Below are 25,648 nucleotides of genomic sequence, written 5' to 3' on the forward strand. Positions count from 1 at the left end.
TGAAATCGAAAGCGCCTTCTCCCGGCGCGGGGTCCAGCGCAGGACCCATGCAGCAACGCCGCTGTTCCGAACCGTCCGCCACGGACGATTTCGGGCAGCGGCTTTTTTTGTCTCCGGCTCTGGCCGCGAGGCCGATGAAAGAGGAACGCGATGTCGAACACGTCCGGCAAATTCAATCCCGAAGCGATGCGTCCAGATCGCCGGAGCCTGCTGAAGGGCGCTGCGGCTGCATTCGCTTTGGGAATGCCTCGAGGCGTCTTCGCCGAAGGCGCGGGACCGGAAACCGCCAAGGCGGTCCTCGGCTATATCGCGCTTACCGATGCCGCGCCGCTCATCATTGCAAAGGAAAAGGGTCTCTTCGCGAAATACGGCGTACCCGACGTCGAGGTCGTCAAACAGGCCTCCTGGGGCGCCTTGCGCGACAATACGGTGCTCGGCGGCGCCAATAACGGCATTGACGGCGCGCACATACTGACGCCGATGCCTTATCTCATTTCAACGGGCAAGGTGACGCAAAACAATGCGCCGACTCCCATGTATGTCCTGGCCCGCCTCAATCTCGATTGCCAGGGCATCTCGGTTTCCAACGAATACAAAGATCTCAAGGCCGGCGTGAAGGCCGACGCCCTCAAGGCCGCTTTCGCGAAGAAGAAGGCGGAGGGCAAGGACGTCAAGGTCGCCGTCACCTTTCCCGGCGGCACGCATGATCTTTGGATGCGTTATTGGCTGGCCGCCGCCGGCATTGATCCCGACAAGGATGTTTCGACCATCGTAGTTCCGCCGCCGCAAATGGTCGCGAATATGAAGGTCGGAAACATGGACGCCTTCTGCGTCGGCGAGCCATGGAATGAACAGCTCGTCAATCAGGGCATTGGCTACACCGCCTGCACGACGGGGGAAGTCTGGTTCAGGCATCCTGAGAAATCCCTGGGCATGCGCGCCGAGTGGGTCGACAAAAATCCCAGGGCGGCGAAGGCCATCGTCGCCGCGGTGATCGAAGCGCAGCAATGGTGCGACAAGCCGGAAAACAAGATGGAGCTCGCCGAGATCGTCGGGCGCCGCCAATGGTTCAACGTGCCGGTGACCGACATTGTCGGCCGACTGAAGGGCGACATCAACTACGGCAACGGCCGCGCCGCCAAGGGGACGAAGTTCGGGATGAAATTCTGGCGCGACAACGCCTCCTATCCGTTCAAGAGCCACGACGCCTGGTTCGTCACGGAGGATATGCGCTGGAACAAGCTTGATGCGAAGACGGACATCAGGATGCTCGTCGACAAGGTCAATCGCGAAGACATTTGGCGCGATGCGGCGAAAGTCGCGGGCGTTTCGGCCAAGGAGATTCCCGGCTCGACGTCGCGCGGCAAGGAGACCTTCTTCGACGGCAAGATTTTCGATCCGGAGAAGCCGCTCGATTATCTCAAAAGCCAATCCATCAAGCGCGCCGAAGTCTGAGAGGACGAGAGAAGATGACCATGCCGCTCGCCAACAATGATCCTTCGGTCGCCTTTTACGACGAGGAAATCGAAGAGGCCTATCGCCGCCGGCGCACGCCTCTGCTGATCAAATACAAAGCGAATATCCAGGCCTTTTTCGCGGGCGCGATTCCGCCGCTCGTCACGCTCGCTCTCATGCTGTTCGCGTGGCAGTTGCTCTGCGCCAGCCCGACATCGGCGCTCCCTTCGCCGATGCGAATCTGGAGCGAGGCGAATGAGCTGATCATGCATCCCTTCTACGAAGCGGGATCGCAGGATATGGGCCTTGGCTGGCGCGTGCTCACCTCGCTGAAGCGCGTCGGGGTCGGCTTCGGCCTTGCGAGCGTCGCCGGCATTCTGCTCGGCGCCTTTATCGGCCAGTCGAAATGGGCGACGCGCGGACTCGATCCGATTTTCCAGGTGTTGCGCACCGTGCCGCCGCTCGCCTGGCTTCCGATCTCGCTCGCCGCTTTCCGCGACAGCCAGCCCTCCGCGATCTTCGTGATCTTCATCACCTCGATCTGGCCGATCATCATCAACACGGCCGTCGGCATTCGCAACATCCCGCAGGACTACCGAAACGTCGCCGCGGTGCTTCAGTTGAACCCGATCGAGTTCTTCTGGAAGATCATGATCCCCTCCGCCGCGCCGTACATCTTCACCGGCCTGCGCATCGGCGTCGGCCTCTCCTGGCTTGCGATCGTCGCGGCGGAGATGCTCACCGGCGGCGTCGGCGTCGGCTTCTTCATCTGGGACGCCTGGAACTCGTCGCGTCTGCCCGACATCTTCGTCGCGCTGATCTATATCGGCCTTACCGGCTTCATTCTCGACCGCTTCGTCGCATTCATCGGGAATCTCGCGACGCGCGGCGCGCAGGCGAATTGAGGAGAAGACGAATGAGCAGCTATCTCAGCATCGAAAACGTCGACAAGGTCTTCAGCCGCGGCGCCATCGCGACCAAAGTGCTCGACAATGTCTGTCTCAAGGTCGAGAAGGGGCAGTTCGTCTCGATCATCGGCCATTCCGGTTGTGGCAAGTCCACGCTCCTCAACATCGTCGCCGGCCTTACCAATGCAACGAGCGGCGGCGTTTTGCTCGAGGACAGGGAAGTGAACGCGCCCGGCCCGGACCGCGCGGTCGTCTTCCAGAACCACTCCCTGCTGCCCTGGCTCTCCGCCTATGACAATGTTCGTCTCGCCGTCGACAAGGTCTTCGGCAAGACGACGACGCGCGCCAAACGCCATGAGTGGACGATGCACAATCTGGACCTCGTCCAGATGACGCATGCGAAAGACAAAAGGCCCGGTGAAATCTCCGGCGGCATGAAACAGCGCATCGGCATCGCGCGGGCGCTGGCCATGCAGCCCAAGCTTCTCCTCCTCGACGAGCCCTTCGGCGCGCTCGACGCCCTCACGCGCGCGCATCTTCAGGATCAGGTCATGAAGCTCCAGGAGCGGCTCGGCAACACGGTCATGATGATCACGCATGACGTCGATGAGGCCGTGCTGCTCTCCGATCGGATCGTGATGATGACGAACGGCCCGAAAGCGACGATCGGCGAGGTGCTCGACGTGCCGCTGCGCCGTCCGCGCGATCGCATCGCGCTCGCGGCGGACCCCATATATCTGGAATGCCGTCAGCGCGTGCTGCAATTCCTTTATGAGCGCCATCGTTACGTCGAAGCAGCGTGAGGGCGGTCGATGGAGAAAGAAAAACTCCTTATCGTCGGCGCCGGCATGGCGGCGACGCGCCTCGTCGAAGAGCTTGTCGCGACCGCGCCGGACCGTTACGCGATCCAGCTCATCGGCGAAGAACCGCGTTTCCCTTATAATCGCGTGCTGCTTTCCTCGGCGCTGACCGGCGAGGTCGCGCTTGACGACATCGCCCTCAAGCCGCGCGAATGGTGGCGGGCGAATGGCGTGGAGACGATCACGGGAAAACGCGTCGCCCGTATCGACACGGACTCGCGCCGCGTCTTCCTCGACGATGGCGCGCAGGCGTCTTATTCGAAACTCGTGCTGGCGACGGGATCTTACGCCATGCGTCTGCCGATTCCGGGCTCCGATCTTCCCGGCGTCCATACGTTTCGCGACATGAGCGATGTCGAGGCGCTCTCTCGTCTTGGGTCCGGCGGCGCCCGCGTGCTCGTGATCGGCGGCGGATTGCTCGGTCTCGAGGCGGCCTATGGCCTCGTCAAGCGCGGCGCGCGTGTAACGCTCGCCCATGTGATGGATCGACTGATGGAGCGCCAGCTCGATCATGCCGGCGCCGCGCTCCTTCAGCGTATGATCGAGGAAAAAGGCGTTGAGGCGATGCTTCGCGCAAATGCTTCGCGTATTTGCGGCGAAAACGCCGTCGAGCGGGTGGAATTCGAGGATGGCCGCTCAATCGCCGTGGACGCCGTCGTCTTCGCGGTCGGGGTGCGGCCCAATGTCGAACTCGCCAGAGCGACGGGCCTCTCCGTCAATAGAGGCGTCCGCGTGGATGACGGCCTCGCCGCCAGCCACGCGGATATTTTCGCGATCGGCGAATGCGCGGAGCATCGGGGCCAATGTTATGGACTTGTCGAGCCCGCCTATGAGCATGCGCGCGTTCTGGCCGCTCGTCTCGCGGGCCGCGACGCCGCGTATCCCGGAAGCGTCGTTGCGACCAATCTCAAGGTTTCCGGCGTGCGCGTTTTCTCCGCGGGCGACTTCATCGCGGCTGAGGGCGACTCCGAGATCATATGCAAGGATGCGCGCCTCGGCGTTTATCGCAAGCTCGTCATAGCGGATGACCGGCTCAAGGGCGCGATTCTCATCGGCGACGCCAGCGGCGCGCTCGCCTATCTGGACCTCATCCGCTCCGGCGACAGCGTCGCCGCGATACGCGACGACCTCATGTTCGAGGCTCCGCAATTGAAAGAGGCGGCCTGACATGTCGGCTGATTTCACGCTCGACCAGAAGCGCTATCTTGAAGGCTTCGCCGCCGGCCTCTCGGCGCGGGGCGCCGCGACGGCTCCGGTTCAGACAGTCGGGGGGCCGGACCAGGCGCATTTCGACGCGCAAAAACGCGTCGTCGCAGCCGGGGGCAAGCTGACCGATCAGGAAAAATGGAAACAGGAGGAGCATCCGTTCGACGCCTATCCGCGTCTCGTCGCGCAGGCGAAAGAGAATGCGCCGCCGAAGCCGGCGGACAATTTTCGCTGGCGCTATTACGGGCTCTTTTATGTCGCTCCCGCGCAATCGGCTTACATGTTGCGCCTGCGCATTCCCAATGGCGTTCTGACTCACTGGCAGTTTGCGGGCCTCGCCGATCTCGCGGAGCGGATGGGCGGCGGCTATCTGCATGTGACGACACGGGCCAATATTCAGATTCGCGAAATCGAGCCCGGAAACGCGGCGAATATTGTGGAAGCGGTTCAGGACCTCGGGCTTTGGAGCAAGGGCTCGGGCGCCGACAATATCCGCAACATTACGGGCACGCCGACGGCAGGCGTCGACCCTCAGGAATTGATCGACACGCGCCCCTATGCGCGCGCGATGCACCATCATATTTTGAACGACCGGTCGCTCTACGGCCTGCCGCGCAAATTCAACGTCGCTTTCGACGGCGCCGGCCGCATCGGCGCCTTGGAGGACACCAACGATATCGGCTTCCAGGCGGTGGAGGCTCAGGAAGGGCGGGGCGTCGCGGCCGGCGTCTACTTCCGTCTGACGCTCGGCGGCATTACCGGGCACAAGGACTTTGCGCGCGACACGGGCGTTTTGGTGCGCCCGGAGGAGGCGGTCGATGTCGCGGATAAGATTCTGCGCGTCTTCATCGAGAACGGGGATCGCACCAGCCGCGCGAAAGCCCGGCTGAAATATGTGCTCGACGCCTGGGGATTCGAAAAATTTCTGGCGGCTGTGGAGGAGAAGCTTGGCCGTCCTCTCTTGCGCGCGCCCGACGGCGCCGTTGCGATGCGGCCGCGTCAGGATCGGCAGGCGCATATCGGCGCGCATCGGCAAAAGCAGGCCGGGCTCAACTGGATCGGCGTCGCTCTCCCGCTGGGACGACTGACGCCCGCGCAAACCCGGGGGCTTGCCGAGATCGCGCATTCGCTCGGCGATGGCGGCTTGCGTCTCACCGTCTGGCAGAACATCCTCGTCACCGGCGTCGAGGATGATGACGTTGCGCGCGCGGCCGAAGCGATCGCGGCGCTCGGACTTTCGATCGAAGCGTCCCCCATCCGCGCCGGGCTCGTCGCCTGCACGGGAAGCTTTGGTTGCCGGTTCGCCGCAGCGGATACGAAGCGCGACGCGGCGATGATCGCCGATCACTGCGAGACGGCTTCGCCGATAGATGTGCCGATCAACATTCATCTTACGGGATGCCATCACTCCTGCGCGCAGCATTATATTGGCGACATCGGCCTGGTCGGCGCGCGCGTCCCGGTCAATGACGAAGGCGACACGGTCGCGGGCTATCATATCCTCGCCGGCGGCGGCTTCGGGGAAGACGCCGCCATTGCGCGCGAGATTTTCCAGAATGTGAAAGCCGAGGACGCGCCGGAACGCGTCGCGAGCATTCTGCGCGCCTATCGCCGCGCAAGATCCGACGACGCGGAGCCATTCGTCGCCTTCGCGCGACGGCACGACGCCGAGACGATCCGGCGCCTTTCCGATGCGGAGATTTCCAGATGAATCACATTGCTCCGCCAGAGAACCTCATTCCCGAAAGCGCGCCATTCTCCCCGGAGCAGCGGGCATGGTTGAACGGCTTCTTCGCGGCCTTTGTCGCGCCCGACAATGCGCTCGTGACGCCGCTCTCGCCGCAGGCCAACGCCGCCGTTATGGGGGCGGACGATGACGGCGAAGCGCCCTGGCATGATCAGACCATCGCTCTCGACCAAAGGATGGCGCTCGCAGCAGGACGTCCGCTGCGCCGGCGCATGATGGCGGCCATGGCGCAGCAGGATTGCGGACAGTGTGGATTTGACTGCGAGAAATACGCCGATGCGCTCGCAGCGGGTAAAGAAGCAAGACTCAATCTTTGCGCGCCCGGCGGCAAGGAGACGGCCCGCATGCTGAAGCAGCTTGCGGCCGAGTTGGACGCGCCTTCCGCAGCGGACGCGCCAAAAACGAGCGCGCCGGCGAGGCCGCAGTCCGCTCAGAATCCGTCTCGCGACAATCCGGTGCCGGTCGTTTTTCTCTCGCGTCGCCGCCTCAACAAGGAGGGTTCGGCCAAAGAGACCTGGCATATCGAATTCGATCTTTCCGGGAGCGGTCTCGATTACAAAGCGGGCGACAGTTTCGGGATTTTTGCGAAGAACGATCTCGGCCTCGTCGACCAGATCATCGCGATGCTCGGCGCTTCGCATCTGACGCCTGTGCGCGGCAAGGCGCTGCGCGACGTTCTGCAATGCGACGTATCGCTCTCGCCGGCGCCCGACGCGCTTTTCGAACTCATCTCCTTCACGACCGGCGGGGCGCAGCGCGAAAAGGCGCGGCTTCTCGCGCAGGGCCAGGACCCCGACGGCGACGCCGCGACGCTCGACGCCCTCGCGGCGCTTCAGAAATTTCCGAATGCGCGCCCGCATCCGGAAGCTTTCGTAGAAGCGCTCGAGCCTTTGCAGCCGCGGCTATATTCCATCTCCTCCTCTCCCAAGGCGTCGTCCGGGCGGCTTTCTCTCACTGTCGACGCCGTGCGTTACGTCGTCGGCAAGCGCAAGCGTCTCGGGGTCGCTTCCACCTTCCTCGCCGAGCGCGTCGCGCCGGGCGACGCATTGTCGAGCTATGTGCAACCGGCGCATGGCTTCGGCCTGCCGGAAAATCTATCGACGCCGATCATCATGGTGGGTCCCGGCACGGGCGTCGCGCCTTTCCGCGCCTTTCTGCAGGAACGCGCGGCGACCGCGGCCAAAGGGAAGAACTGGTTGTTCTTCGGCCATCAGCGCGCGGCCTGCGATTTCTTTTACGCCGAGGAATTCGAGACGATGAAGACGACGGGGCTCCTCACGCGCCTGTCGCTGGCCTGGTCGCGCGACGGCGAGGAGAAGTTCTATGTGCAGGACCGCATGCGCCAGTCGGGTCGGGAATTATGGGCCTGGCTCGCCGAGGGCGCGCATTTCTATGTTTGCGGCGACGCGCAGCGCATGGCCAAGGATGTGGAGCGCGCGCTGGTCGACGTGGTGGCGGAATATGGTGCGCGGTCCGTCGACGAAGCCATCGCTTTTGTCGCGGCGCTTAAGAAATCCGGCCGCTACCAGCAGGACGTTTATTGATGCTCGACGCCGAGACGAGACCGTCCGCGGCGGTCTGCGGCGCGCCTGAAAGGCGAGACTCGGCGCCGGTCGCGACGCGCACGACCTGTCCCTATTGCGGCGTCGGCTGCGGCGTATTGGCCGCGCGAGACGGCGACGACGCGCGTGTTTCGGGCGATCCCGACCACCCTTCCAATTTCGGCCGCCTGTGCTCCAAGGGCTCCGCGCTGGGCGAGACGGTCGGGCTCCGCGGCCGTCTGCTTTATCCGATGCGCCGTGCGGCGCAAGGCTTTGCGCGCGTCTCTTGGGACGCCGCGCTCGCCGACGTCGCGAAGGGTTTCGCGCAGATCATCGAGCGTCATGGTCCCGACGCCGTCGCGATTTATCTCTCCGGCCAATTGCTGACGGAAGATTATTACGTCGGCAACAAGCTGATGAAGGGCTTTATCGGCTCGGCGAATGTCGATACGAATTCGCGGCTGTGCATGGCCTCGACCGTCGCTGGACAAAAACGCGCTTTCGGCTCCGATACGGTTCCCGGCTGTTATGAAGATCTGGACGAGACCGACCTTGCCGTGCTCGTCGGATCCAATGCGGCCTGGTGCCATCCGATCCTCTTCAATCGCATCGTTCGCAATAAGGAAAAGCGCGGCGCGCGCATCGTCGTCGTCGATACGCGGCGCACCGCCACCGCCGAGAGCGCCGATCTCTTCCTGCAACTCGTTCCGGGTTCGGATCAGGCGCTCTTTTCCGGCCTGCTCGCTCATCTCTTCCGCGCGGGGATATGCGACCGCGATTTCATTCGCGAGCGCACGGAAGGGTTCGACGACGCGCTCGCCAGCGCAATCCGCCTTGCGCCGACAATATCGGAGACAGCCGCTCTGACCGGCGTCGGCGAGACCGACCTTCAACGCTTCTTCGATATGTTCGCGCGCACCGAGCGAACGGTGACGTTGTTTTCTCAAGGCGTGAATCAATCGTCTCAAGGCGCCGACAAGGTCAACGCCATCATAAATTGTCATCTGGCGACCGGGCGCATTGGAAAAATCGGCGCGGGGCCGTTTTCCCTCACCGGCCAGCCAAACGCCATGGGCGGACGCGAAGTCGGCGGCCTCGCGAACAGCCTCGCGGCGCATATGGGATTCGAGTTCGAAAATGTCGAGCGTCTGCGGCGTTTCTGGCGCGCTCCGCGCATGGCGCCGCGCGAAGGGCTTAAGGCGGTCGATATGTTCGGTGCCGTCGCCGCGGGCAAAATCAAGGCGCTGTGGGTCGTCGGAACCAATCCGGCCGCGTCCATGCCCGACGCGGACAGGATCCGCGCGGCGATTGGCGGGCTGGAGCTCCTGGTCGTGTCGGACAATGTCCTTTCCAACGATACGATCAACAGCGGCGCCCATATCCTTCTGCCGGCCCAGGCCTGGGGCGAAAAAAACGGCACGGTGACCAATTCCGAACGTCGCATTTCGCGGCAGCGGGCTTTTCTGCCATCGCCCGGAGAAACGCGCGCCGATTGGCGGATTTTCAGCGAGGTCGCCAAGGCGATGGGCTTCAGCGGTTTCGATTACAAATCCGCCGCCGACGTCTTCCGCGAACATGCGGCGCTTTCGGCCTTCGAAAACGATGGAAGGCGCGACTTCGACATTGGCGGCCTCGCGACGCTGGACGAGAAGGATTATGACGCGCTCGAGCCGACGCAATGGCCTTATCGCGCGCATGCGAATTTCGGAACGAAGCGGCTTTTCGGCGAAGGCGGATTCTTCCGGGCCAATGGCCGCGCCGCCTTCGTCGCGCCTCGGGCGCCGAGTCTCGCGACGGCGATTTCGCCAGATTATCCGCTGCGCCTCAATACCGGCCGCATTCGCGACCAATGGCACACAATGACGCGCACGGGCGCAAGCCCGCGTCTGGCGCGCCATCTCGCCGAACCATTTTTGGAGATCAATCCGGACGACGCAGCCGCTTTCGGAATTGAGGATGGCGGCTTCGCGCGCGTCACCACCGTTCACGGCGCTTGCGTATTGCGTGTCGTCGCAACCGACCGTCAGCCGAAAGGGCACATTTTCGCGCCCATTCATTGGACGGATGAAACGGCGGCGCAGGCGCGCGTCGGCGCGCTTGTGGCGTCATTCGCCGATCCGGTTTCCGGGCAGCCTGAAATGAAGGCGACGCCCGCGGCCGTGGCGCCGCGCCGCTTCGCCAGCGAGGGCTTCCTGCTCGTCCGGCGGACCATCGACATGCATGCCGATTTCTGGTGGAGCCGCGCCGCGATCGAGGGCGGCTACGCCTATCGCCTGGCGAGCGATCGGGCGTCGCACGAATGGCTTGGCCTGCTTCTTCCCGACGCGGAGCGCGATCCCGTTCATTATTCCGATTTCCGGCGCAATTCGTTCCGCGCCGCCGCCTTTAACGGGAATAAAGCGCTGTTCGCGCTTCATGCGGGATCCGCTCCGCAGTCATGGGACGCCGCGATCGCGCTTTTCGCGCAGGAGCGCATCGAAGGACGGCAACGCCTCGCGCTGCTTTCGGGAAGCGCCGCCGGCGATCCGCAAGGCGCAATCGTGTGCGCCTGCTTCGGCGTCGGGGCGGCGCGCATCGCTGCGGCGGCGAAGGACGGATGCCGATCGGCCGCCGAAATTGGCGCAAAGACCAAGGCGGGCACGAATTGCGGGTCCTGTCGGCCGGAGATCGCACGAATTATCGCTTCGGCGCAGCAGTGAGATGCGAAGGCGGCTGACGCGGCCGACCGCCTTGCCTGGCGCATCGAGAGAATTGCTGAGTTTTCCAGCGAAGGCTCGGGAACTCACGCCAATTTCAAAATCAGCAAGTTGCGAATGCTGGCTGGGGCGGGAGGATTCGAACCTCCGTATGGCGGAATCAAAATCCGCTGCCTTACCACTTGGCGACGCCCCAAAAAGGTAAGCTCTCCATAATGCCGAGCGGGCCGCTTCGCAACCCGGGGCTCAGGACCAGGCCTTCAGGCGCGAAAGGCGGGCGAATTTCTTCCATTGATGGCGATCCATGCGATCGAGGACGTCGCGCAGGAACCGTACGCCTTGCGGGAGATAGGCGCCCTTGTTGAGCATGACGCAGTCGGCGCGCTGCGCCATGGCGGCGTCGGTCGTCTCGGCGCGGCTGGCGACGCCTTCGTGGACGAGCTGGTCGAGCACCTGAGTCGCCCAGATCGCCGGCGTATGGGCCGCCTCGCAGAGCCAGAGCACTTCCTCCTGCATCTCGGACAGCCGCGCAAAACCGACTTCGACGGCGAGATCGCCGCGCGCGATCATCACCGCCGTCGGCTGACGGGCGGCCGCGCGCACGATGAGGCGCGGCAGATTGCGCACCGCGAGCGGCGTTTCGATCTTCAGAACGAGGCCCGGGGGCGGGCGGTCTCCGCGACGCGCCGCAAGCTCGGCCTCCAGAAGGGAGATGTCTTCGACGCGCTGCACGAAGGAGAAACCGACGAGATCCGCGAGCTCGGCGACCGAGTCGAGATCGGCGAGGTCCTTTTCCGTGAGCGGCGAGAGGCCGAGCTCGACCGTCGGCAGATTGACGCCTTTGCCGGGCTTCAGGCGCAATCCTTTGGCGCGGGCCGAGAGGATTTCGACCTCGACGCCCGCATCGCCGCGCGCGACGACCCGGCCCGCCGCCTTGCCGTCGTCGAAGGAGATTTCCATGCCAAGCTTAAGCTCTTTGACGGCTTCGGGAAAATTCAGACTGGCGACGACGCCTTTGCCGCGCGGATCGAGGCGCTCGGTCAATATGAGACGGTCGCCGGCGCCAAGCCGGCATTTCTCCGGTCCCCGGACTGCTTCGATCCGCAATTTGGGTCCGCCAATGTCCATCAGGATACGGCAGGCGCGACCCTGGCGTTCCGCAGCGGCGCGAACATGGCCGGCCATCCGACGCCAGGCCCGCGCCTCGTCGTGAGCGCAATTGATCCGGGCGCAATCCATTCCCGCGGCGATAAGGGCCGAGACGAGAGTCGGATCGTCGGCCGCCTCGCTCGGCAGGGTGGCCATGATTCGCGTTCGCCGCTCGGCGGCCGGGCCGAAAACGGCGTCGCAGGCGCGCTTCAGCGGGTCGTCCGCTTCGCGCATGGGATAGTCCGCTTTTTCGCCGCACAGTCGGCGAAGCGTCGCGAGCAGCGCGTCGAGAGACGTCAGCACGTCCGCTTCGCTTCTTCCCAGCGAGGATAGACCGAAGGCCGCGAGGCGCAGCTGCAGCGCGCTCAGATCGCGGCTGCGAAGCGACAGATAGAGAGCGAGATTGCGCGCGCCGTCTTCCCCTGGGGCGGCAAGACCCCAATCGACAAGTCGCGCTTCGCCCTCGCTTATGACGGCCGCGCGCAGCGACGCCACCTCGTCCTTCAGCGCGACCAGTTCCTTTTTTGCGTCGTAAGTCTTTCCGCAGCCGCGCATCTTCTCCGCCTGGTTCGATCGTCGGCGTATTTTCAACAGCGAGGCGACGAAATTGTTACAGCCGGGCGCGGCGGCGCCTCAATGGCCGTTCGCTCGCTCTCCGGACAGCCGGCGCAGCCTTGCTTCCTCGAGATCGAGCTCGGCCTCGACGGCATGGAGCGTCGTGTCGTGCACGTAGCCCGATTGGTGCAGTTGCAACAGCTCCGCGCGCGCCGTCGAGACGGCGGCGAGCGCCATCTCGAAATGCGCCCTCCGCACGTCGGCGATCGCCTCAGGCTCCTCATGGTTCCTTCGGTAGACGAAGACCCGGCGGCGATATTCCTCGATAAGTTTGGGGTGGCGCTCCTTGCCTTCCTCGTCGACCTCCGCCGCGATGCGCTCCAGCGCGGCCGCGTAAATCTTCTCCCTGGTCTCATGCTCGCTGAGATGGGGATAGGGGCCGATCGAAGGCGCAGCCGGTTTCAGCCACCTTACGAGAGGCCCCAAGGTGGCGCCCTGGACGAGAACCGTGACGGCGATCACGACGAATGTGGTCAGAATGATGAAGCCTCGGCCAGGGAATTCGACCGGCAAGGCGAGGGCGGCGGCGAGACTCACGACGCCGCGCATTCCGGCCCAGCCAATGATGACGGGGAAGGACAGCGGCGGACGGGGATCGCGCTCGCGGATGGAGCGGATGAGCAGGCGCGGGACATAGGCGGCGGGAAACACCCAGAGGAAGCGCGCGACGATCATCGCCGCCGTGACGATGAGCGCCTGGGGCAGGGACGAGGTCAGAGCGGGGCCGAAGCCGCCGAGTTCTTCGACGACCTTTCTCAAAGCGAGGCCGATGAGAATGAAGACCAGCGCCTCCATGACGAAGACGGCGGAGCGCCAGACCGCTTGCGCCTCGAGCCGGCTCTCCGCGTCGAGAAGCGCATGTTGGCCCCAGCCCATGATGAGCCCGGCCGTGACGACCGCAAGCACGCCCGACACATGCAGCGCCTCCGCGCCGATATAGGTCGCCCAGGCGGCGAGGAAGCTCGCAATGATGATGAGCTGCGTGTCGCGCAGCCGCGCCATGACGAAATTGGCGGCGAATCCGGCGGCGGCGCCCACGACGAGACCTCCGGCCGTCAACCGCCCGAACATCAGTGCGGCTTCCGACCAGTCGAACACGCCGGTGAGCGCCGCAGCGGCCGCGACGCGGTAGAGCATCAGGCCAGAGGCGTCGTTCACGAGGCTTTCGCCTTCGAGAATGGTCACGAGCCGCGACGGAACGTTCAGCCGCCCCAGCACGGCTTTCGCCGCGACGGCGTCGGGCGGCGAGACGATGGCGCCAAGGCAGAATCCGGCCGCGACCGGCAGCTCCGGCAATAGCCATTGGACCGCGAGGCCGACAATCGCGGTGGTGAAGGTCACCGCGCCGACGGCGAGCATCAGGATTGGCCGGAGATTCGCCCTGAAGTCCCGCCAAACGGTGAAATAGGCGCTGGATTGCAGCAAAGGCGGCAGGAACAGAACCAGGATGAATTCCGGATCGATCTCGAAGGGCAGCCGCTGCGGCGCGAAGGAGAGCGCCATTCCGCCAAGGACATAGGCGGCCGCGGGCGGCATGTTGAGCCGCTTGGCGAGAATCGAGAGAATGAGCGCCGCGGCGAGCAACGCAAGCAGGATGACGAAAGGGGCGTGCGCGATCATTTCTACTTCGGGAGGCGGAAAAGACGCACCGACCCTAGAGCAGTTGCGGCGCCAGTTGAATGACTTAAATGGCGACCGAGCCGGCCTGCGCCGCCGCCTCGCGCAAGGCGGCGACATTCGCCTGATATTGGGACGGTCCGCCGCGAAAGGCGGCCGAGCCCGCGACGAGCGCGTCGGCGCCCGCTTCAACGATGGCCGTCGCCGTCTGAGGCGTCACGCCGCCGTCGACCTCGAGGCGTATGTCGCGCCGCCCGATCATCTCCCGGATCGCACGGATCTTGTCGAGCTGCGCGGGGATGAAGCTCTGCCCGCCGAAGCCCGGATTGACGCTCATGACGAGGATGAGGTCGATGTCGTCCAGCACATATTGCAGGCAGCTCTCATGCGTCGCCGGGTTGAGCGACACGCCCGACTTCTTGCCCTTCGCGCGAATGGCCTGCAGCGAGCGATGGAGATGCGGGCCGCCCTCGGCATGGACGGTGATGATGTCGGCGCCAGCGTCCGCGAAGGCGCCGATATAGGGGTCGATGGGCGAGATCATCAGATGGACGTCGAGCGGCAGTTTGGTGTGCGGGCGCAGCGCCGCGACGATTCCGGGGCCGAAGGTGATGTTGGGCACGAAATGCCCGTCCATCACGTCGAGGTGAATCCAGTCGGCGCCGGCGGCCGCCATCGCGCGCGTTTCCTCGCCGAGCTTGGCGAAATCGGCGGAGAGGATGGAGGGGGCGATGAGGATGTCGGGCATGGGGGCTGCTTGATTTGAGTTCGCCGATCATTAGCATGGCGCGGCGGCGGGGCGCGACGAAAATGCCTGTGGTCTTTCGGCATGACGGTTACAAATTCTTTTTCTACTCGAACGAGGGCGACCCGCGCGAGCCGGTCCATATTCATGTACGTAAAGGCGAAGCCGTCGCAAAATTCTGGATTGGGCCCGTCAATCTCGCCGCAAGCGATGGCTTCGACGCAAAGACCTTGCGTTTACTGGCGCGCCTCATCGAAGAGAGATCCGTCTTGATCGAAAGGACATGGCATGACTATTTCGGCTAAATCCTTGCGTTTCGACGACGACAGCATGTGGGTCGAACTGTCCGACGGGCGCGTCCTGGGCGTCCCCCTCGCCTGGTTTCCGCGCCTCCTCCACGCGACGCCCCGGCAGCGTCTCGCTTTCGAAATCAGCCGCGGCGGTCTGCATTGGGAGGAACTGGACGAGGATATTTCGATCGCCGGCCTTCTGGCCGGGAAGGGCGATCAAACACAGAGGCGCGAGGCGGCGGCTTGAGGGGAGCGGCATTTGGCGCTGGACTTTTGCATCAAAAAGGTCCTTATTTCTCAATAATTAAGTTTTGATGCGAAAGTCTTGCAGACCAAGTGAAAAGTCTCCAGCGGTCAATTTGGGAAACGGCTGAGATGCTCGTGAATGATTTCCCATTGGCCACTTTTGTTTCTGAGAACCGTCGTCCCGCGGCCCGTCCCTTCGAATGTTTGACCGTCTATCCCTGCTTTCCAGCAGAAGCGATACGTGCAGCTTGCCACAGCGTCACTCATACCGATCCATTCGAGGTCTTCTAGCCAATAAATCTCATTTCGAAGCGTTGTCCATGTCCGCTCGAACGCGGCTCTTATTTCCGCGATCCCGCGATGTGTGCCGTCAGTAAACCAAAAGACGGCTTGGGAAGATATGAGCGGTTCGACTTCATCGAACCGATGGAGATTGATCTTCTCTTCATACAATTTCATGTGCTTGTCAGCGCTCATGTTTCCTGTCCGGTCCGTTAAGTGGGAGATCGTCGGTTGGAGGATTTTGATAGAATTTGCTATGGCGCATCTATCAGGAACAGACCGCTCGCAGACATTGCTTTTGCCTGAGGCCATTGACGATCACGTCGCCTCGGACGATCCTGTCCCACCGCGCCTTCGGCGGAAAACCTCAGCGTTACCTGACAATCTTCGCTTCAGAGGAGTTTTCACACGGTATGTCTGAGTTTTGCACATTTCAATATCTGCGGTTTGCAAGCTCGGCTGCTGTTGCTTCCGCTGTGAAGAGGGGCAGCGCTGCTCCTTCTTCGTCGCCATCATTCAAAAACCATGCGGCGGAGAGACCTGCGTAGGCAAGAATCCATTGCAGCAACCGCGCCCGCGCCAGCCCGGATGCTTCGGCGATTATAGAGGCTTGGCGCGCCAAGCGTCCCGGTGCTGTCGCTACCTCTCGATCGGGATTGCAGAAAATATTTGCATAATCGAAAGCTCGTTCGCCTAAGAGCCCTTTCGGATCGACTGCAAGCCAACCACGGGCGCCAAAATCAAGAATATTGCCATGATGAATGTCGCCGTGCAGCACCACCGAGTCTTGTGGCGTGGAAAGCAAATCGCGAGCGGCGTCGGCGGATTTTAGCAATATGCCGCCATATCGCGCAGCGGCGGGTTCAAGTTCTCGAAACCACTGGGGAAGCGCGCGGAGTCCCTCGGGCGGGGAGCTTTTCACGGAATGCAGCTTAGCGACGACGCTGCAAATGATGCGGCTCGCTTCATCATCTCTTCCGTTTCTGGATAATTCGGCGAGCGATCCACCGCCTTCAGCTCGTTCCAGCAAAATTGCGCCGCCGTCCCTTGCCAGGACGCGGGCGGCGCCTTCACCGTTCCACCACGACATCAGGGCGCCGCCGGTCTTTTCTTCTTCCGACAAAGTTATTTTCAGCATTGCGGGGACGCCGCCTTGCCTCACTGGCAAAAGCTTGCCGGTGCGGGTGATGATTGGTTCGCCGTCAGGCGTCAGCTTCCATTGATTTAAGTAATTTGCAAACATGTGCAAAAGCCGCCGCGATGACGAAGACTGTCGAAATGGGGATTTCTTCCAATAAGTTATGATTTTTGAGCGCTCAAAGTCGGATTGCTTTTCCTAAAAGGATTGACGCCCCGGCCGCATTCACCGCGAGCCGGAGACGCCATTTCAAAACTCCCTAAGCTCTCACTCCGCCGCCTTCTTCGCCGCGAACAGTGGATCAAGCGCGCCGGACGCATAGCGCTTCGCCATCTCAGCCATCGGGATCGGCTTGATCTTGCTGGCCTGACCGGCCGTGCCGAATTCCTCGTAGCGCTGCCGGCACACCTTCACCATCGCTTCCTGCGCGGGCTTTAAGTATTTGCGCGGGTCGAACTCGCCCTTGTTCTTGCCGAGTGTCGCGCGGATCGCCGCCGTCATGGCGATGCGGCAGTCCGTGTCGATGTTGATCTTGCGCACGCCGAACTTGATGCCGTGCTGAATCTCCGCCACCGGCACGCCCCAGGTCTGGGGCATTTCGCCGCCCGCCGCGTTGAAGGCGTCCTGCAGCTCTTGCGGCACGGAGGACGAGCCGTGCATCACGAGATGGGTGTTGGGTAGGCGGCGGTTGATCTCCTCGATGACATGCATCGCGAGAATGGCGCCGTCCGGCTTGCGCGAGAATTTATAGGCGCCGTGCGAGGTGCCCATGGCGATGGCGAGCGCGTCGACCTTCGTCGCCGCGACGAAATCCACCGCCTGCGCCGGATCGGTCAGAAGCTGGTCATGCGAGAGCTTGCCCTCGGCCCCGTGGCCGTCCTCCTTCTCGCCTTCGCCCGTCTCCAGCGAGCCGAGCACGCCCAGTTCGCCCTCGACCGAGGCGCCGACCCAATGGGCGAGATCGACGACGCGGCGCGTCACGTCGACATTGTACTGGTAATCGGCGGGCGTCTTGCCGTCGGCTTTGAGCGAGCCGTCCATCATGACGGAGGAGAAGCCGAAGCGAATGGCGCTGGCGCAGGTCGCTTCGCTGTTGCCGTGGTCCTGATGCATCACGATGGGGATGTCGGGATACATGGCGATCAGCGCCTCGATCATCTTGGCGAGCATGATGTCGTTGGCGTAGCTGCGCGCGCCGCGCGAGGCCTGGATGATGACCGGCGCGTCGACCGAGGAGGCCGCCTCGAGCACGGCGAGGCCCTGCTCCATATTGTTGATGTTGAAGGCGGGCACGCCGTAATCGTGCTCGGCGGCGTGATCGAGAAGCTGTCGCAGGGTGATGAGGGCCATGGGGACGATTCTCCCTTTCAGAGGCGGGCGCCGATTGAATAGCGGGAAGTTACGCTGTTATCTACAGCGTACCGGGAATGAGGGCCAGTCGGGGCTGAGAGCCTAATCTGCGCCGAAAGCCGGGCGCGCGGGCAAGGCGGCCGCGCCAACGCCGCCGAGGCCCGTCAGTGACTCTCGGTCGGCAGGCCGACATGGTGCTCGAGGCGGCGCAGGCGCTCCTCGAATTCGTTCAGCAGGACGCCACGCCCACCGCCGAGGAGTGATATTCCACCACCGCGCGGCGCAGTCCCACGATCTGGTCGCCAAGGCGCTTTTCGAGGTTCAGCATGTCGGATGCGACATCTGCGCGAAGGGACCGCATATCCGAACGAAGCTCGGTCCCTAGAGCATCGACTTTCGCGTCGACGGCGTCCACTTTCTTGTCGATCTTGCGCAGCAGCGCCAATGTGAGGTTTTCGGGTTCGTCGCTCAATGCAGCGTCCATCGTCATAATGCGCCTCACCCGGGTAATCCCGGCCGAGGCATTCTAGCACATTCTCATTCGCCGCGTCGCTTATTGTAAAGTTCTCGTCTAGACGGCCCGAACCAGCGCGATGGCCGCGTCGGCCACGGCCTCGGCGGTTATCCCGAAGTGCCTATAGAGCTCCGCCGCCGGCGCGCTCGCGCCGAAGCTGGTCATGCCGATGAAGACGCTGTTCTCGCCGAGCCAGCGGTCCCAGCCGAACCGCGCCGCCGCCTCGACGCCGATGCGCGGGCTCGTGCCCAGCACTTTCGCGCGGTAATCGGCCGGCTGCGCTTCGAACAGCTCCCAGCACGGCATGGAGACGACGGCGGCCTTGATTCCCTTCGCCGCCAGCGCGTCAGCGCCGGCGAGCGCGATCTCCACCTCGGAGCCCGTCGCGAGGATCGTGACGTCGCGTTCGCCTGCGGGCTCGCGCAGGACATAGGCGCCCCTGGCCGAAAGATTCTCGGAGACGGGGCGCTCCAGCGTCGGCAGGTTCTGGCGCGAGAGGCTGAGGATGGAGGGCGTCGCCTTCTGCGCAATGGCGAGCTCCCAGCATTCCGCCGTCTCGATCGCGTCCGCCGGGCGGAAGACGAGAAGGTTCGGCATGGCGCGCAGCGACGCCAGATGTTCGATCGGCTGATGCGTCGGGCCGTCCTCGCCGAGGCCGATGGAATCGTGGGTCAGCACATAGATCACGCGCAGGCCCATGAGCGCCGAGAGGCGGATTCCGCCGCGCGCATAATCGGAAAAGACCAGGAAGGTGCCGCCATAGGGCACGAAGCCGCCATGCAGGGCGATGCCGTTCATCGCCGCCGCCATGCCGAATTCGCGCACGCCGTAATGGATGTAGCGGCCTGAGAAATCGCCGGGTTTCACCGAGCCCATGCCCTTGGTGAGGGTGAAGTTTGAATGCGTCAAGTCCGCCGAGCCGCCGATCGTCGCGCCCGTCGCCGCATTGATGACGCCAAGCGTCATCTCCGAGGATTTGCGCGTCGCGACCTTGGGCTTCTCGGCGGCGAGCGTCGCGCGGAACTCCGAGAGCGGGCCGGCGATCTCCTTCGCCACGTCGTTTGCAAGAAAGGTCTCGAAAGCTCGGCCCTTGGGCGAGGCGGCAAGCCGCCGGTCCCAGGCTTCTCGCGCCGCGGCCCCGCGGCTTCCGGCGGCGCGCCACGCCGATAGGACGCCCTCCGGCACCTCGAAGGGAATGTGCGGCCACTCCAGCGACGCGCGGGCCGCCTCGATCTCGGCGGCGCCGAGCGGCGCGCCATGCACGGACTCCTTGCCCTGCTTGCCGGGCGCGCCGTAGCCGATCACCGTGCGGCAGGCGATCATGGAGGGGCGCGGATCGGCCTTGGCGGCCTTGATCGCCTTGGCGACGGCGTCCATGTCGTGGCCGTCGACGCGCTGCGTATGCCAGCCGGCGGCGGCGAAGCGCGCGCATTGATCCATGGAGGTCGAGAGGTCGGTCGGGCCGTCGATCGAGATCGAATTATCGTCCCACAGGACGATCATGCGCGAGAGCTTGAGATGACCCGCGAGGTCGATCGCCTCGTGCGAAAGCCCCTCCATCAGGCAGCCGTCGCCCGCGATCACATAGGTGTTGTGATCCACGAGGTCGTCGCCGAAACGCGCGGCGGCGAGACGTTCGGCGATCGCCATGCCGACGGCGGTCGCGAGTCCCTGGCCGAGCGGCCCCGTCGTCGTCTCGACGCCGGGGGCGTGGCCATATTCGGGATGTCCGGCGGTCGGCGCGCCGAACTGGCGGAAATTTTCGAGATCGGCCTTCGTCATACCCGGATAGCCCAGGAGATAATGCAGGGCGTAGAGCAGCATGGAGCCGTGGCCGGCGGAGAGCACGAAACGGTCGCGGTCGGGCCAGTCCGGCCGGCTCGCGTCGAATTTCATGAAGCGCTGGAAGAGCACGGTCGCCACGTCGGCCATGCCCATCGGCATTCCGGGATGTCCGGACTTGGCCTTTTCGACGGCGTCCATGGCGAGCGCGCGAATGGCGTTGGCGCAAAGGCGCGCATCGACGGAAGAGGCGGGTGCGAGTGCTTCGGACATTGTCTTTCTTTCAGGTCGCGCTCTTGCGGCGCTTCACGAGTTCCAGAATCCTCGGCGTGAGGATGAGCTGCATGGCGAGATCGAGCTTGTTGCCCGGAATGACGATGGAGTTGGCCCGCGACATCCAGCTGCCGGCGATCATCGCGACGAGATAGGGAAAATCGACTCCGCGCGGCTCGCGGAAGCGTATGACGACGATCGACTCGTCGGGCGTCGGGATCGAGCGCGCGACGAAAGGGTTGGAGGTGTCGACCGTCGCGGCCCGCTGGAAGTTGATGTCCGTCTCGGAAAATTGCGGGCAGATATAATGCACGTAATCATGCATGCGGCGCAAAATCGTCTCGGTGACGGCCTCGGTCGTATAGCCGCGCGAATGGCGGTCGCGATGAAGCTTCTGGGTCCATTCGAGATTGATCACCGGCACGACGCCGATCTTGAGGTCCGCGTAACGCGCGACATTGACCTCGTCGGTGACGACCGCCCCGTGAAGACCTTCGTAGAAAAGAATATCGGTGTTGGCGGGGAGCTCATGCCAGTCGGTGAACTGGCCCGGCGGCACGCCCAGGAGAGCGGCTTCGTTCTCGTCATGGGCGTAGTGCCGGTAACGGCCCGACCCGGTCTCCCCATATTCACGGAAGAGATTTTCGAGCTCGGAGAGGAGATTGGCGTCCGGGCCGAAATGGCTGAAATGGTGATTGCCGCTGGCCTGCGCCTCGGCCATTCTGGCCTTCATGACCTCGCGGTCGTAGCGGTGGAAACTGTCGCCTTCGACATAGGCGACCTCGATGCGCTCGCGTCGGAAAATCTGCTCGAAAGTCGCCTTTACCGAACTCGTGCCGGCGCCCGAGGAGCCGGTGATCGAGATGATGGGGTGTTTGACCGACATGGGCGCGCTACCCACCGATTTCCTTCACGAGCTGGCGGCGGCCGCGCCCTCGGACGCGCCGCGCTCGGCTTGTCGCATGGCCGCCCAGCAAAGGAAAGGCTTTTGAGAGCCGGCCGCCGCCAAAAGGAGGGGGACGAAAGGGCTGGCGGTGCGCGTTTCGGGGGATTTCCACCCTTTGCGACAGCCGCTTGACTTGTCGCGCGGCCGCGACCTATATCGCTCCCGTCCAAAACGGCCGCATCAAGACGGCTGCGGGGCGGAGTAGCTCAGTTGGCCAGAGCAGGGGAATCATAATCCCTGTGTCGGGGGTTCGAATCCCTCCTCCGCTACCACCGATCCCCCCGACGCCGCGATCCGCATGTTGGGGTAGACGTTGGGCGCGCCCATCAACAAAGCTAGGCGGCCCTGAAGCTCGATCTTGAGCCCTTCCTCGGAAGGTCTGACGATCACCTTCGCCACCAGCTCGCGGATTTTTTCCGCCGTCTCCTCATTGTCGGGGGTCACGCCTTGGCCGAAAACGCCGCCTAACCGCCCGACCAGCTCCTCATAGTGCCGTAGCGCCGCCGGATGCAGGCTTACGATCTTTTCCGGCTCCGGCTGCGTCTCGAGTTCGGCGATCAGCGCCAGCTTTTGCGCCTGAGCCTCCTTCATCCGGGGTCCCAGGACGTCGACGGGGACGCGCTCCGCCTCATAGTCCGACCACATCCTGTCGAGAGAACGCTGAACTTCAGCCAGCCGGTTTTCGAGCTTGCCGCGCTGCCGGACCTTCTCCGCCGCCAGCCGCTCCCGCTCTCCCTGGTATGTTCGCACAAACTCTTTCAGGAGCTTCGGCGCCTTGAGATGCTGTTGCAGACCAGCCAGGACGGCTTTCTCGATTTCGTCGAAAATCTTCCGGTTCGAGCAGGTTCCGGCCTCCCGCATTGTCGAACAATGGACCCTGACCCGGCCGTGATCGCGATCCTTCATCGATAGCCCGCCGCCACAGCAGCCGCATTTCAGAAGTCCGGAAAGCAGGAACTTCGCTTTTCGCTGTTTTTGAGGCGCATCGAATGTGCGCTCGGCCTTCCGTTGTTGCGCCGCCTCGAACAAATCCTTGGCGACGATCGTCAAATGCGGCGCCTCCGCCCGCTTCCACTCTTCGGGTGGATTCGATCGTGAAACGCGCCGCCCTGTGTCCGGGTCTTTGATCATTCGGACGCGGTTCCACACGACGACGCCTGCATAAAGCTCGTTGAGAATGATCCCGTGATGCCGCTTCTTGTTGCCGTTGATCGTCGAAGGCGTCCAATTGACGCCGCGAGGCGGTCTCACGCCTTCCTTGTTCAGCGCATGGGCAATTTCCCGCGGCGTCTTGCCGCCGACATAGTCGTGAAAGATACGACGAACGATCGCAGCTTCAGGCTCGACAATCTCCAATTCGCCCGGCTTGCCGGCCACAGGTCGATAGCCATAGGCCCGTCCGCCGGCGTGACGCCCGTCTCTCACGACGCCCTGCATTCCGCGTCGAACTTTGTGAGCCAGGTCTGTCAGGAAGAGCGAGCCGAGAAGTCCCCGCACGCCGATCTGAATTTGATCCGCCGTGCCTTCATGCACGGCCCGTAGTTCGACTCCCAGGAAATTGAGCCGCTTCCATATGCCGGCGAGATCTTCCTGATCACGGGACAGTCGATCCAACGCTTCGATCAGGATGACTTCAAAGGCGCCATCGCGAGCAGCGTCGAGAAGGCGCAACAGTCCGTCGCGGCCATACATCGAAGCGCCCGAACGCGCTCGATCGTCGTAGACGCCGCCGATTTCAAGATCGTTGCGTTCGGCGTAATTTCGGCACACCGCCACTTGGTCTTCGATCGAACGTTCGTGCTGTAGCTCCGTTGAAAAACGGGCGTAGATCGCTGCGCGTTTCATCTTCGGTCCGCCTCCGCAAGGATGTCGCTTCGACCTCTCGGGCTTCGCGATGATCCTCCCGCGCGGCGCTTCGCGCAAGCGCTCGAATGATTTCGACCAGAGAAAATTGAATATCCGAATCGATTTCCATGATTCCAGCAGACGGACTGGAACCTCTTCCTGCCTTCGAGGCAACCTTTCGGATCTTCGATTGCGACATAGCGAGCGATCATCGCAACGAAGATTTTCTGGAGGAAATAGCCAAAGCCCATGATCGCAAAATCGGCGTTGTCGTCGCGCAATTGGGATAGGTCTTTACGAATTCGAGAGAACCCACCGCGATTGCCGCGTCCCTCAAGCCGCGCCTTCTGAGGAAGGGACGCGCGGAGCTTTTCGACAGCGGGTCGACGGCCTCGAGATAGGCTCATATCGGCTATCGCCGATTGGCGACGAACATGTTCGACCGACCACCAATAGGCAATACGTGCCTATTGGTGGTCATATTTGGAGCGCCGAAATGAAGGAGCTTCAGCTCAAGGACGCGGAGGCCACGCTTTCCGCGCGCTCGATCGCGCCGTGGCGGGCGAGCCCACCATGATCACCCGGCAAGGCTGTCAGGAAGCCGTGCTCGTCTCGTCTGAGGAATGGGAGAGACTCGCCAAGGCGCCGAGCTTCGCCGACCTGCTGCTGGCCTTCCCCGGCGGATCGGGAGACGTCCCCGTGCGCCGCCGCAAGCCCGCGCGCGCCTTGCATGACGCTGCGCTTTGACCTTTGTATTTGCTCGACGCCAACATCGTGTCGGCGGATGCGCCTGCCAAGCGCCGGGTCAGCCCAGAGGCGTGCGCGGTTTGGGTGATCCCCGCTTCGAGGACATCGCGATCGCCGCCACGGCCACCGTGCGCGGCTTCACCGTCCTCAGGCCAACGAATGCCATCTCGCGCCACTCGGCGTCCCGTTCGGCAATCGCCTCGCTGATCGACCGGCGCTGCCTCGGAGCCCAAGGCGTCGAACCTGAGGTTCCCACCGTAAACATAGAGCGCGGCGCTTTCGGGGGCGCCGATCAACGCTTCCCAAACCGGCGCCTCCCAGAAGTGGTCTTGCTTTTGTTATTTGCCACTTTTCTCATGGGCGATCTCGTCATAGGCTATTCTTTCGGATGGGCTGGATATCGTGCGTTTTTTGCGACCTACATTATGGTGGGTCTGATTGTCCGGCTGATCTTTGATTATCGTCGACCTCGACACACCGCGGCGAGGATTGTTTTAGGGTAGCTAAGTCATCATGACAGAGCTGCGCCGTTCGATAACTAAGGGTCAAAGATGTAATTAATTCGTCACTAAGCCGATCCGGAATGACAGGTGTTTGACGTTTTTGCCTTATCTGGAGGCGACAAAGATGGGCATTCTGGATCGCGAGACCCAATGGACGCAGCTTTCGGTTTCCAGGATCGAGGATTTGAGCGACGCCATTCATGGCGCAGGCTTGGACGCCATGCAGATGTCGCGCGCCCCTGTTACGGGAAGTCTGGCTTTCGCGACTTGCGATGACGTCACCTGCAACACGGGATATGTTGGCGGCTATGTCTCTATCAAAGGATCGCTTTCCAAGAATATGGTGACGCTTGGCTTGGGCGTCGTGCTGCCGCCGGGCTCAAGCCAATGGCTTAACGAAACGTTGAGCGGGGATATCGGCGTTTTCCTGCCGGGCGACGTTCAGGATGCGCTTTACGCGCCAGGCTCGATGTATGCGGCCGCTACGCTCAGTTTTGAGCGCCTGGAAGAGATGGCCGCGAAGATCGGCGTAGCGCTCGATCGAAAGATCCTCTCAGGCAGCGGCGTGGTAAAGGGGCAAACGTCCGGAGCAGCCCTTGCTAAACTGCGATCCGAATTTTGGCGGGTGCATTCGGCGGAAGACCAAGGCTGCAAGCCGAGCCCCGCAGCGCTGAGCCGGCAGTTGCTGGATATATTCATAGGCGAGTTGGGGCGAGAACCGCGTCCTCATCTCTCTCTTATCAATTCGCAAAAATATGCTCGCATTGTCGCTCGGGCGCGAGAATTCATTTACGAAAATCTCGAGCATCCCCTGTCGATCGATATGATCGCGACAGCGGCCTCGACAACGCGCCGGACGCTGCACCGGGCTTTTGTGACGGTGCTGAATGAAACGCCCTACAGTTATGTCTTGAAGCTACGGCTCCACCGTATCCGCTGCGAACTTGTCTCCGATGCCGAGAGGCGCTGCACGATAACAAGCGTTGCAAATCGCTGGGGCATTACCGAACTCGGCCGTTTTTCGCATTGGTATCGCGAGCATTTTGGAGAGCTGCCGTCTCAGACCCTGGCCGGATAGCGACCCGAGTTTCCGCCAATGAACTGGATTGGCACAATCCGCATAGCGCGCCTTCAGCGCTGCGCATAAAGTTCATCAAAATTGCCGCCGAAACCACGAACAGAATATCCATGAC

General features: G+C 63.0%; 23 protein-coding genes and 2 tRNA genes. 14 read left to right on the forward strand and 11 right to left on the reverse strand.

Annotation, left to right across the window (positions count from 1 at the left end; all coding sequences use genetic code 11):
- Positions 1-150: 150 nt before the first annotated feature.
- From MMG94_RS15425 to MMG94_RS15455, 7 genes are read left to right on the forward strand one after another with little or no spacing between them, the layout of a single operon-like run.
- Positions 151-1,455 carry a CmpA/NrtA family ABC transporter substrate-binding protein gene (locus tag MMG94_RS15425; RefSeq protein WP_016919669.1) on the forward strand — a complete coding sequence of 435 codons (1,305 nt, stop codon included), beginning with the start codon at positions 151-153 and terminating at the stop codon, positions 1,453-1,455.
- A 14-nt stretch (positions 1,456-1,469) separates the two neighbouring features.
- On the forward strand, positions 1,470-2,360 hold the full coding sequence (ntrB, locus tag MMG94_RS15430) for a nitrate ABC transporter permease (RefSeq protein ID WP_016919670.1): 891 nt from the start codon (positions 1,470-1,472) through the stop codon (positions 2,358-2,360).
- Positions 2,361-2,371: 11 nt separating this feature from the next.
- Positions 2,372-3,166, forward strand: a complete 795-nt coding sequence (locus MMG94_RS15435) for an ABC transporter ATP-binding protein (protein ID WP_016919671.1) — start codon at positions 2,372-2,374, stop codon at positions 3,164-3,166.
- A 9-nt stretch (positions 3,167-3,175) separates the two neighbouring features.
- Positions 3,176-4,390 (forward strand): NAD(P)/FAD-dependent oxidoreductase, encoded by a 1,215-nt coding sequence (locus tag MMG94_RS15440; protein ID WP_016919672.1) that lies wholly within the window; start codon positions 3,176-3,178, stop codon positions 4,388-4,390.
- A gap of 1 nt (position 4,391) precedes the next feature.
- Complete coding sequence (locus MMG94_RS15445) at positions 4,392-6,140, forward strand: NirA family protein (protein WP_016919673.1); 1,749 nt, start codon at positions 4,392-4,394, stop codon at positions 6,138-6,140.
- Positions 6,137-7,720 carry a sulfite reductase subunit alpha gene (locus MMG94_RS15450; protein ID WP_016919674.1) on the forward strand — a complete coding sequence of 528 codons (1,584 nt, stop codon included), beginning with the start codon at positions 6,137-6,139 and terminating at the stop codon, positions 7,718-7,720. Before MMG94_RS15445 ends, MMG94_RS15450 begins: the two co-directional genes overlap by 4 nt.
- On the forward strand, positions 7,720-10,416 hold the full coding sequence (locus tag MMG94_RS15455) for a nitrate reductase (RefSeq protein WP_016919675.1): 2,697 nt from the start codon (positions 7,720-7,722) through the stop codon (positions 10,414-10,416). The genes MMG94_RS15450 and MMG94_RS15455 overlap by 1 nt, the downstream gene beginning before the upstream one ends.
- A gap of 118 nt (positions 10,417-10,534) precedes the next feature.
- Here the strand turns inward: MMG94_RS15455 and MMG94_RS15460 are convergent.
- The 4 genes from MMG94_RS15460 to rpe form a co-directional block, all read right to left on the reverse strand.
- A tRNA-Gln gene (locus MMG94_RS15460) sits at positions 10,535-10,609 on the reverse strand.
- Positions 10,610-10,659: 50 nt separating this feature from the next.
- Positions 10,660-12,117 carry a pyruvate kinase gene (locus tag MMG94_RS15465; protein WP_016919676.1) on the reverse strand — a complete coding sequence of 486 codons (1,458 nt, stop codon included), beginning with the start codon at positions 12,115-12,117 and terminating at the stop codon, positions 10,660-10,662.
- A gap of 78 nt (positions 12,118-12,195) precedes the next feature.
- On the reverse strand, positions 12,196-13,797 hold the full coding sequence (locus MMG94_RS15470; RefSeq protein WP_016919677.1) for a Na+/H+ antiporter: 1,602 nt from the start codon (positions 13,795-13,797) through the stop codon (positions 12,196-12,198).
- A gap of 64 nt (positions 13,798-13,861) precedes the next feature.
- Positions 13,862-14,542: a ribulose-phosphate 3-epimerase gene (gene rpe, locus MMG94_RS15475; protein WP_016919678.1), complete on the reverse strand. Its 681-nt coding sequence runs from the start codon at positions 14,540-14,542 to the stop codon at positions 13,862-13,864.
- Positions 14,543-14,604: 62 nt separating this feature from the next.
- On the opposite strand from rpe, the gene MMG94_RS15480 reads away from it, so the two are divergent.
- Positions 14,605-14,844 (forward strand): DUF4160 domain-containing protein, encoded by a 240-nt coding sequence (locus tag MMG94_RS15480; RefSeq protein ID WP_026016200.1) that lies wholly within the window; start codon positions 14,605-14,607, stop codon positions 14,842-14,844.
- A complete protein-coding gene (locus MMG94_RS15485; protein ID WP_026016201.1) occupies positions 14,828-15,076 on the forward strand; it encodes a DUF2442 domain-containing protein in 249 nt (82 codons plus the stop codon). Before MMG94_RS15480 ends, MMG94_RS15485 begins: the two co-directional genes overlap by 17 nt.
- Positions 15,077-15,183: 107 nt before the next feature.
- On the opposite strand, the gene MMG94_RS15490 is transcribed toward MMG94_RS15485, so the two are convergent.
- The 6 genes from MMG94_RS15490 to MMG94_RS15515 form a co-directional block, all read right to left on the reverse strand.
- On the reverse strand, positions 15,184-15,552 hold the full coding sequence (locus MMG94_RS15490; protein ID WP_016919681.1) for a YybH family protein: 369 nt from the start codon (positions 15,550-15,552) through the stop codon (positions 15,184-15,186).
- Between the two features lie 238 nt (positions 15,553-15,790).
- Complete coding sequence (locus MMG94_RS15495) at positions 15,791-16,600, reverse strand: aminoglycoside phosphotransferase family protein (protein ID WP_016919682.1); 810 nt, start codon at positions 16,598-16,600, stop codon at positions 15,791-15,793.
- A 162-nt stretch (positions 16,601-16,762) separates the two neighbouring features.
- Complete coding sequence (gene fba / locus MMG94_RS15500) at positions 16,763-17,845, reverse strand: class II fructose-bisphosphate aldolase (protein ID WP_016919683.1); 1,083 nt, start codon at positions 17,843-17,845, stop codon at positions 16,763-16,765.
- A gap of 229 nt (positions 17,846-18,074) precedes the next feature.
- Complete coding sequence (locus MMG94_RS15505) at positions 18,075-18,317, reverse strand: hypothetical protein (RefSeq protein WP_244415305.1); 243 nt, start codon at positions 18,315-18,317, stop codon at positions 18,075-18,077.
- A gap of 99 nt (positions 18,318-18,416) precedes the next feature.
- Entirely contained in the window at positions 18,417-20,414 is a 1,998-nt protein-coding gene (gene tkt / locus MMG94_RS15510; protein WP_016919685.1) for a transketolase, read from the reverse strand.
- Between the two features lie 10 nt (positions 20,415-20,424).
- Positions 20,425-21,300 (reverse strand): phosphoribulokinase, encoded by an 876-nt coding sequence (locus MMG94_RS15515; RefSeq protein WP_016919686.1) that lies wholly within the window; start codon positions 21,298-21,300, stop codon positions 20,425-20,427.
- A 255-nt stretch (positions 21,301-21,555) separates the two neighbouring features.
- Here MMG94_RS15515 and MMG94_RS15520 point away from each other — a divergent pair.
- Positions 21,556-21,632: transfer RNA gene (locus tag MMG94_RS15520), tRNA-Met, on the forward strand.
- Here MMG94_RS15520 and MMG94_RS15525 read toward each other — a convergent pair.
- A complete protein-coding gene (locus tag MMG94_RS15525) occupies positions 21,589-23,205 on the reverse strand; it encodes a recombinase family protein (RefSeq protein WP_081495637.1) in 1,617 nt (538 codons plus the stop codon). The genes MMG94_RS15520 and MMG94_RS15525 overlap by 44 nt on opposite strands.
- Positions 23,206-23,333: 128 nt before the next feature.
- Between MMG94_RS15525 and MMG94_RS15530 the strand changes: the two genes are divergently transcribed.
- From MMG94_RS15530 to MMG94_RS15545, 4 genes are all read left to right on the forward strand, one after another.
- A complete protein-coding gene (locus MMG94_RS15530) occupies positions 23,334-23,495 on the forward strand; it encodes a hypothetical protein (RefSeq protein WP_016919688.1) in 162 nt (53 codons plus the stop codon).
- A gap of 283 nt (positions 23,496-23,778) precedes the next feature.
- On the forward strand, positions 23,779-23,952 hold the full coding sequence (locus tag MMG94_RS15535) for a hypothetical protein (protein ID WP_016919689.1): 174 nt from the start codon (positions 23,779-23,781) through the stop codon (positions 23,950-23,952).
- A gap of 80 nt (positions 23,953-24,032) precedes the next feature.
- Complete coding sequence (locus MMG94_RS15540) at positions 24,033-24,455, forward strand: hypothetical protein (protein WP_016919690.1); 423 nt, start codon at positions 24,033-24,035, stop codon at positions 24,453-24,455.
- A gap of 124 nt (positions 24,456-24,579) precedes the next feature.
- Positions 24,580-25,533 carry a helix-turn-helix domain-containing protein gene (locus MMG94_RS15545; protein ID WP_026016205.1) on the forward strand — a complete coding sequence of 318 codons (954 nt, stop codon included), beginning with the start codon at positions 24,580-24,582 and terminating at the stop codon, positions 25,531-25,533.
- The last annotated feature ends 115 nt before the right edge of the window (positions 25,534-25,648 follow it).

Origin of the sequence: Methylocystis parvus OBBP (assembly GCF_027571405.1) — a bacterium.
In the GTDB taxonomy this organism is placed as follows: Bacteria; Pseudomonadota; Alphaproteobacteria; order Rhizobiales; family Beijerinckiaceae; genus Methylocystis; species Methylocystis parva.

Excerpts from the sequence above, each read along its gene's own strand:
- ntrB (WP_016919670.1), top strand. The coding sequence starts at position 1,470 with ATGACCATGCCGCTCGCCAACAATGATCCTTCGGTCGCCTTTTACGAC.
- MMG94_RS15535 (WP_016919689.1), top strand. The coding sequence starts at position 23,779 with ATGATCACCCGGCAAGGCTGTCAGGAAGCCGTGCTCGTCTCGTCTGAG.
- tkt (WP_016919685.1), bottom strand. The coding sequence starts at position 20,414 with ATGTCCGAAGCACTCGCACCCGCCTCTTCCGTCGATGCGCGCCTTTGC.
- MMG94_RS15495 (WP_016919682.1), bottom strand. The coding sequence starts at position 16,600 with ATGTTTGCAAATTACTTAAATCAATGGAAGCTGACGCCTGACGGCGAA.
- MMG94_RS15525 (WP_081495637.1), bottom strand. The coding sequence starts at position 23,205 with ATGAAACGCGCAGCGATCTACGCCCGTTTTTCAACGGAGCTACAGCAC.
- MMG94_RS15545 (WP_026016205.1), top strand. The coding sequence starts at position 24,580 with ATGGGCATTCTGGATCGCGAGACCCAATGGACGCAGCTTTCGGTTTCC.
- MMG94_RS15440 (WP_016919672.1), top strand. The coding sequence starts at position 3,176 with ATGGAGAAAGAAAAACTCCTTATCGTCGGCGCCGGCATGGCGGCGACG.
- fba (WP_016919683.1), bottom strand. The coding sequence starts at position 17,845 with ATGGCCCTCATCACCCTGCGACAGCTTCTCGATCACGCCGCCGAGCAC.
- MMG94_RS15455 (WP_016919675.1), top strand. The coding sequence starts at position 7,720 with ATGCTCGACGCCGAGACGAGACCGTCCGCGGCGGTCTGCGGCGCGCCT.
- MMG94_RS15485 (WP_026016201.1), top strand. The coding sequence starts at position 14,828 with ATGACTATTTCGGCTAAATCCTTGCGTTTCGACGACGACAGCATGTGG.
- MMG94_RS15490 (WP_016919681.1), bottom strand. The coding sequence starts at position 15,552 with ATGAGCGCTGACAAGCACATGAAATTGTATGAAGAGAAGATCAATCTC.
- MMG94_RS15530 (WP_016919688.1), top strand. The coding sequence starts at position 23,334 with ATGATTCCAGCAGACGGACTGGAACCTCTTCCTGCCTTCGAGGCAACC.
- MMG94_RS15470 (WP_016919677.1), bottom strand. The coding sequence starts at position 13,797 with ATGATCGCGCACGCCCCTTTCGTCATCCTGCTTGCGTTGCTCGCCGCG.
- MMG94_RS15450 (WP_016919674.1), top strand. The coding sequence starts at position 6,137 with ATGAATCACATTGCTCCGCCAGAGAACCTCATTCCCGAAAGCGCGCCA.
- MMG94_RS15435 (WP_016919671.1), top strand. The coding sequence starts at position 2,372 with ATGAGCAGCTATCTCAGCATCGAAAACGTCGACAAGGTCTTCAGCCGC.
- MMG94_RS15480 (WP_026016200.1), top strand. The coding sequence starts at position 14,605 with ATGCCTGTGGTCTTTCGGCATGACGGTTACAAATTCTTTTTCTACTCG.
- MMG94_RS15515 (WP_016919686.1), bottom strand. The coding sequence starts at position 21,300 with ATGTCGGTCAAACACCCCATCATCTCGATCACCGGCTCCTCGGGCGCC.
- MMG94_RS15445 (WP_016919673.1), top strand. The coding sequence starts at position 4,392 with ATGTCGGCTGATTTCACGCTCGACCAGAAGCGCTATCTTGAAGGCTTC.
- rpe (WP_016919678.1), bottom strand. The coding sequence starts at position 14,542 with ATGCCCGACATCCTCATCGCCCCCTCCATCCTCTCCGCCGATTTCGCC.
- MMG94_RS15465 (WP_016919676.1), bottom strand. The coding sequence starts at position 12,117 with ATGCGCGGCTGCGGAAAGACTTACGACGCAAAAAAGGAACTGGTCGCG.
- MMG94_RS15425 (WP_016919669.1), top strand. The coding sequence starts at position 151 with ATGTCGAACACGTCCGGCAAATTCAATCCCGAAGCGATGCGTCCAGAT.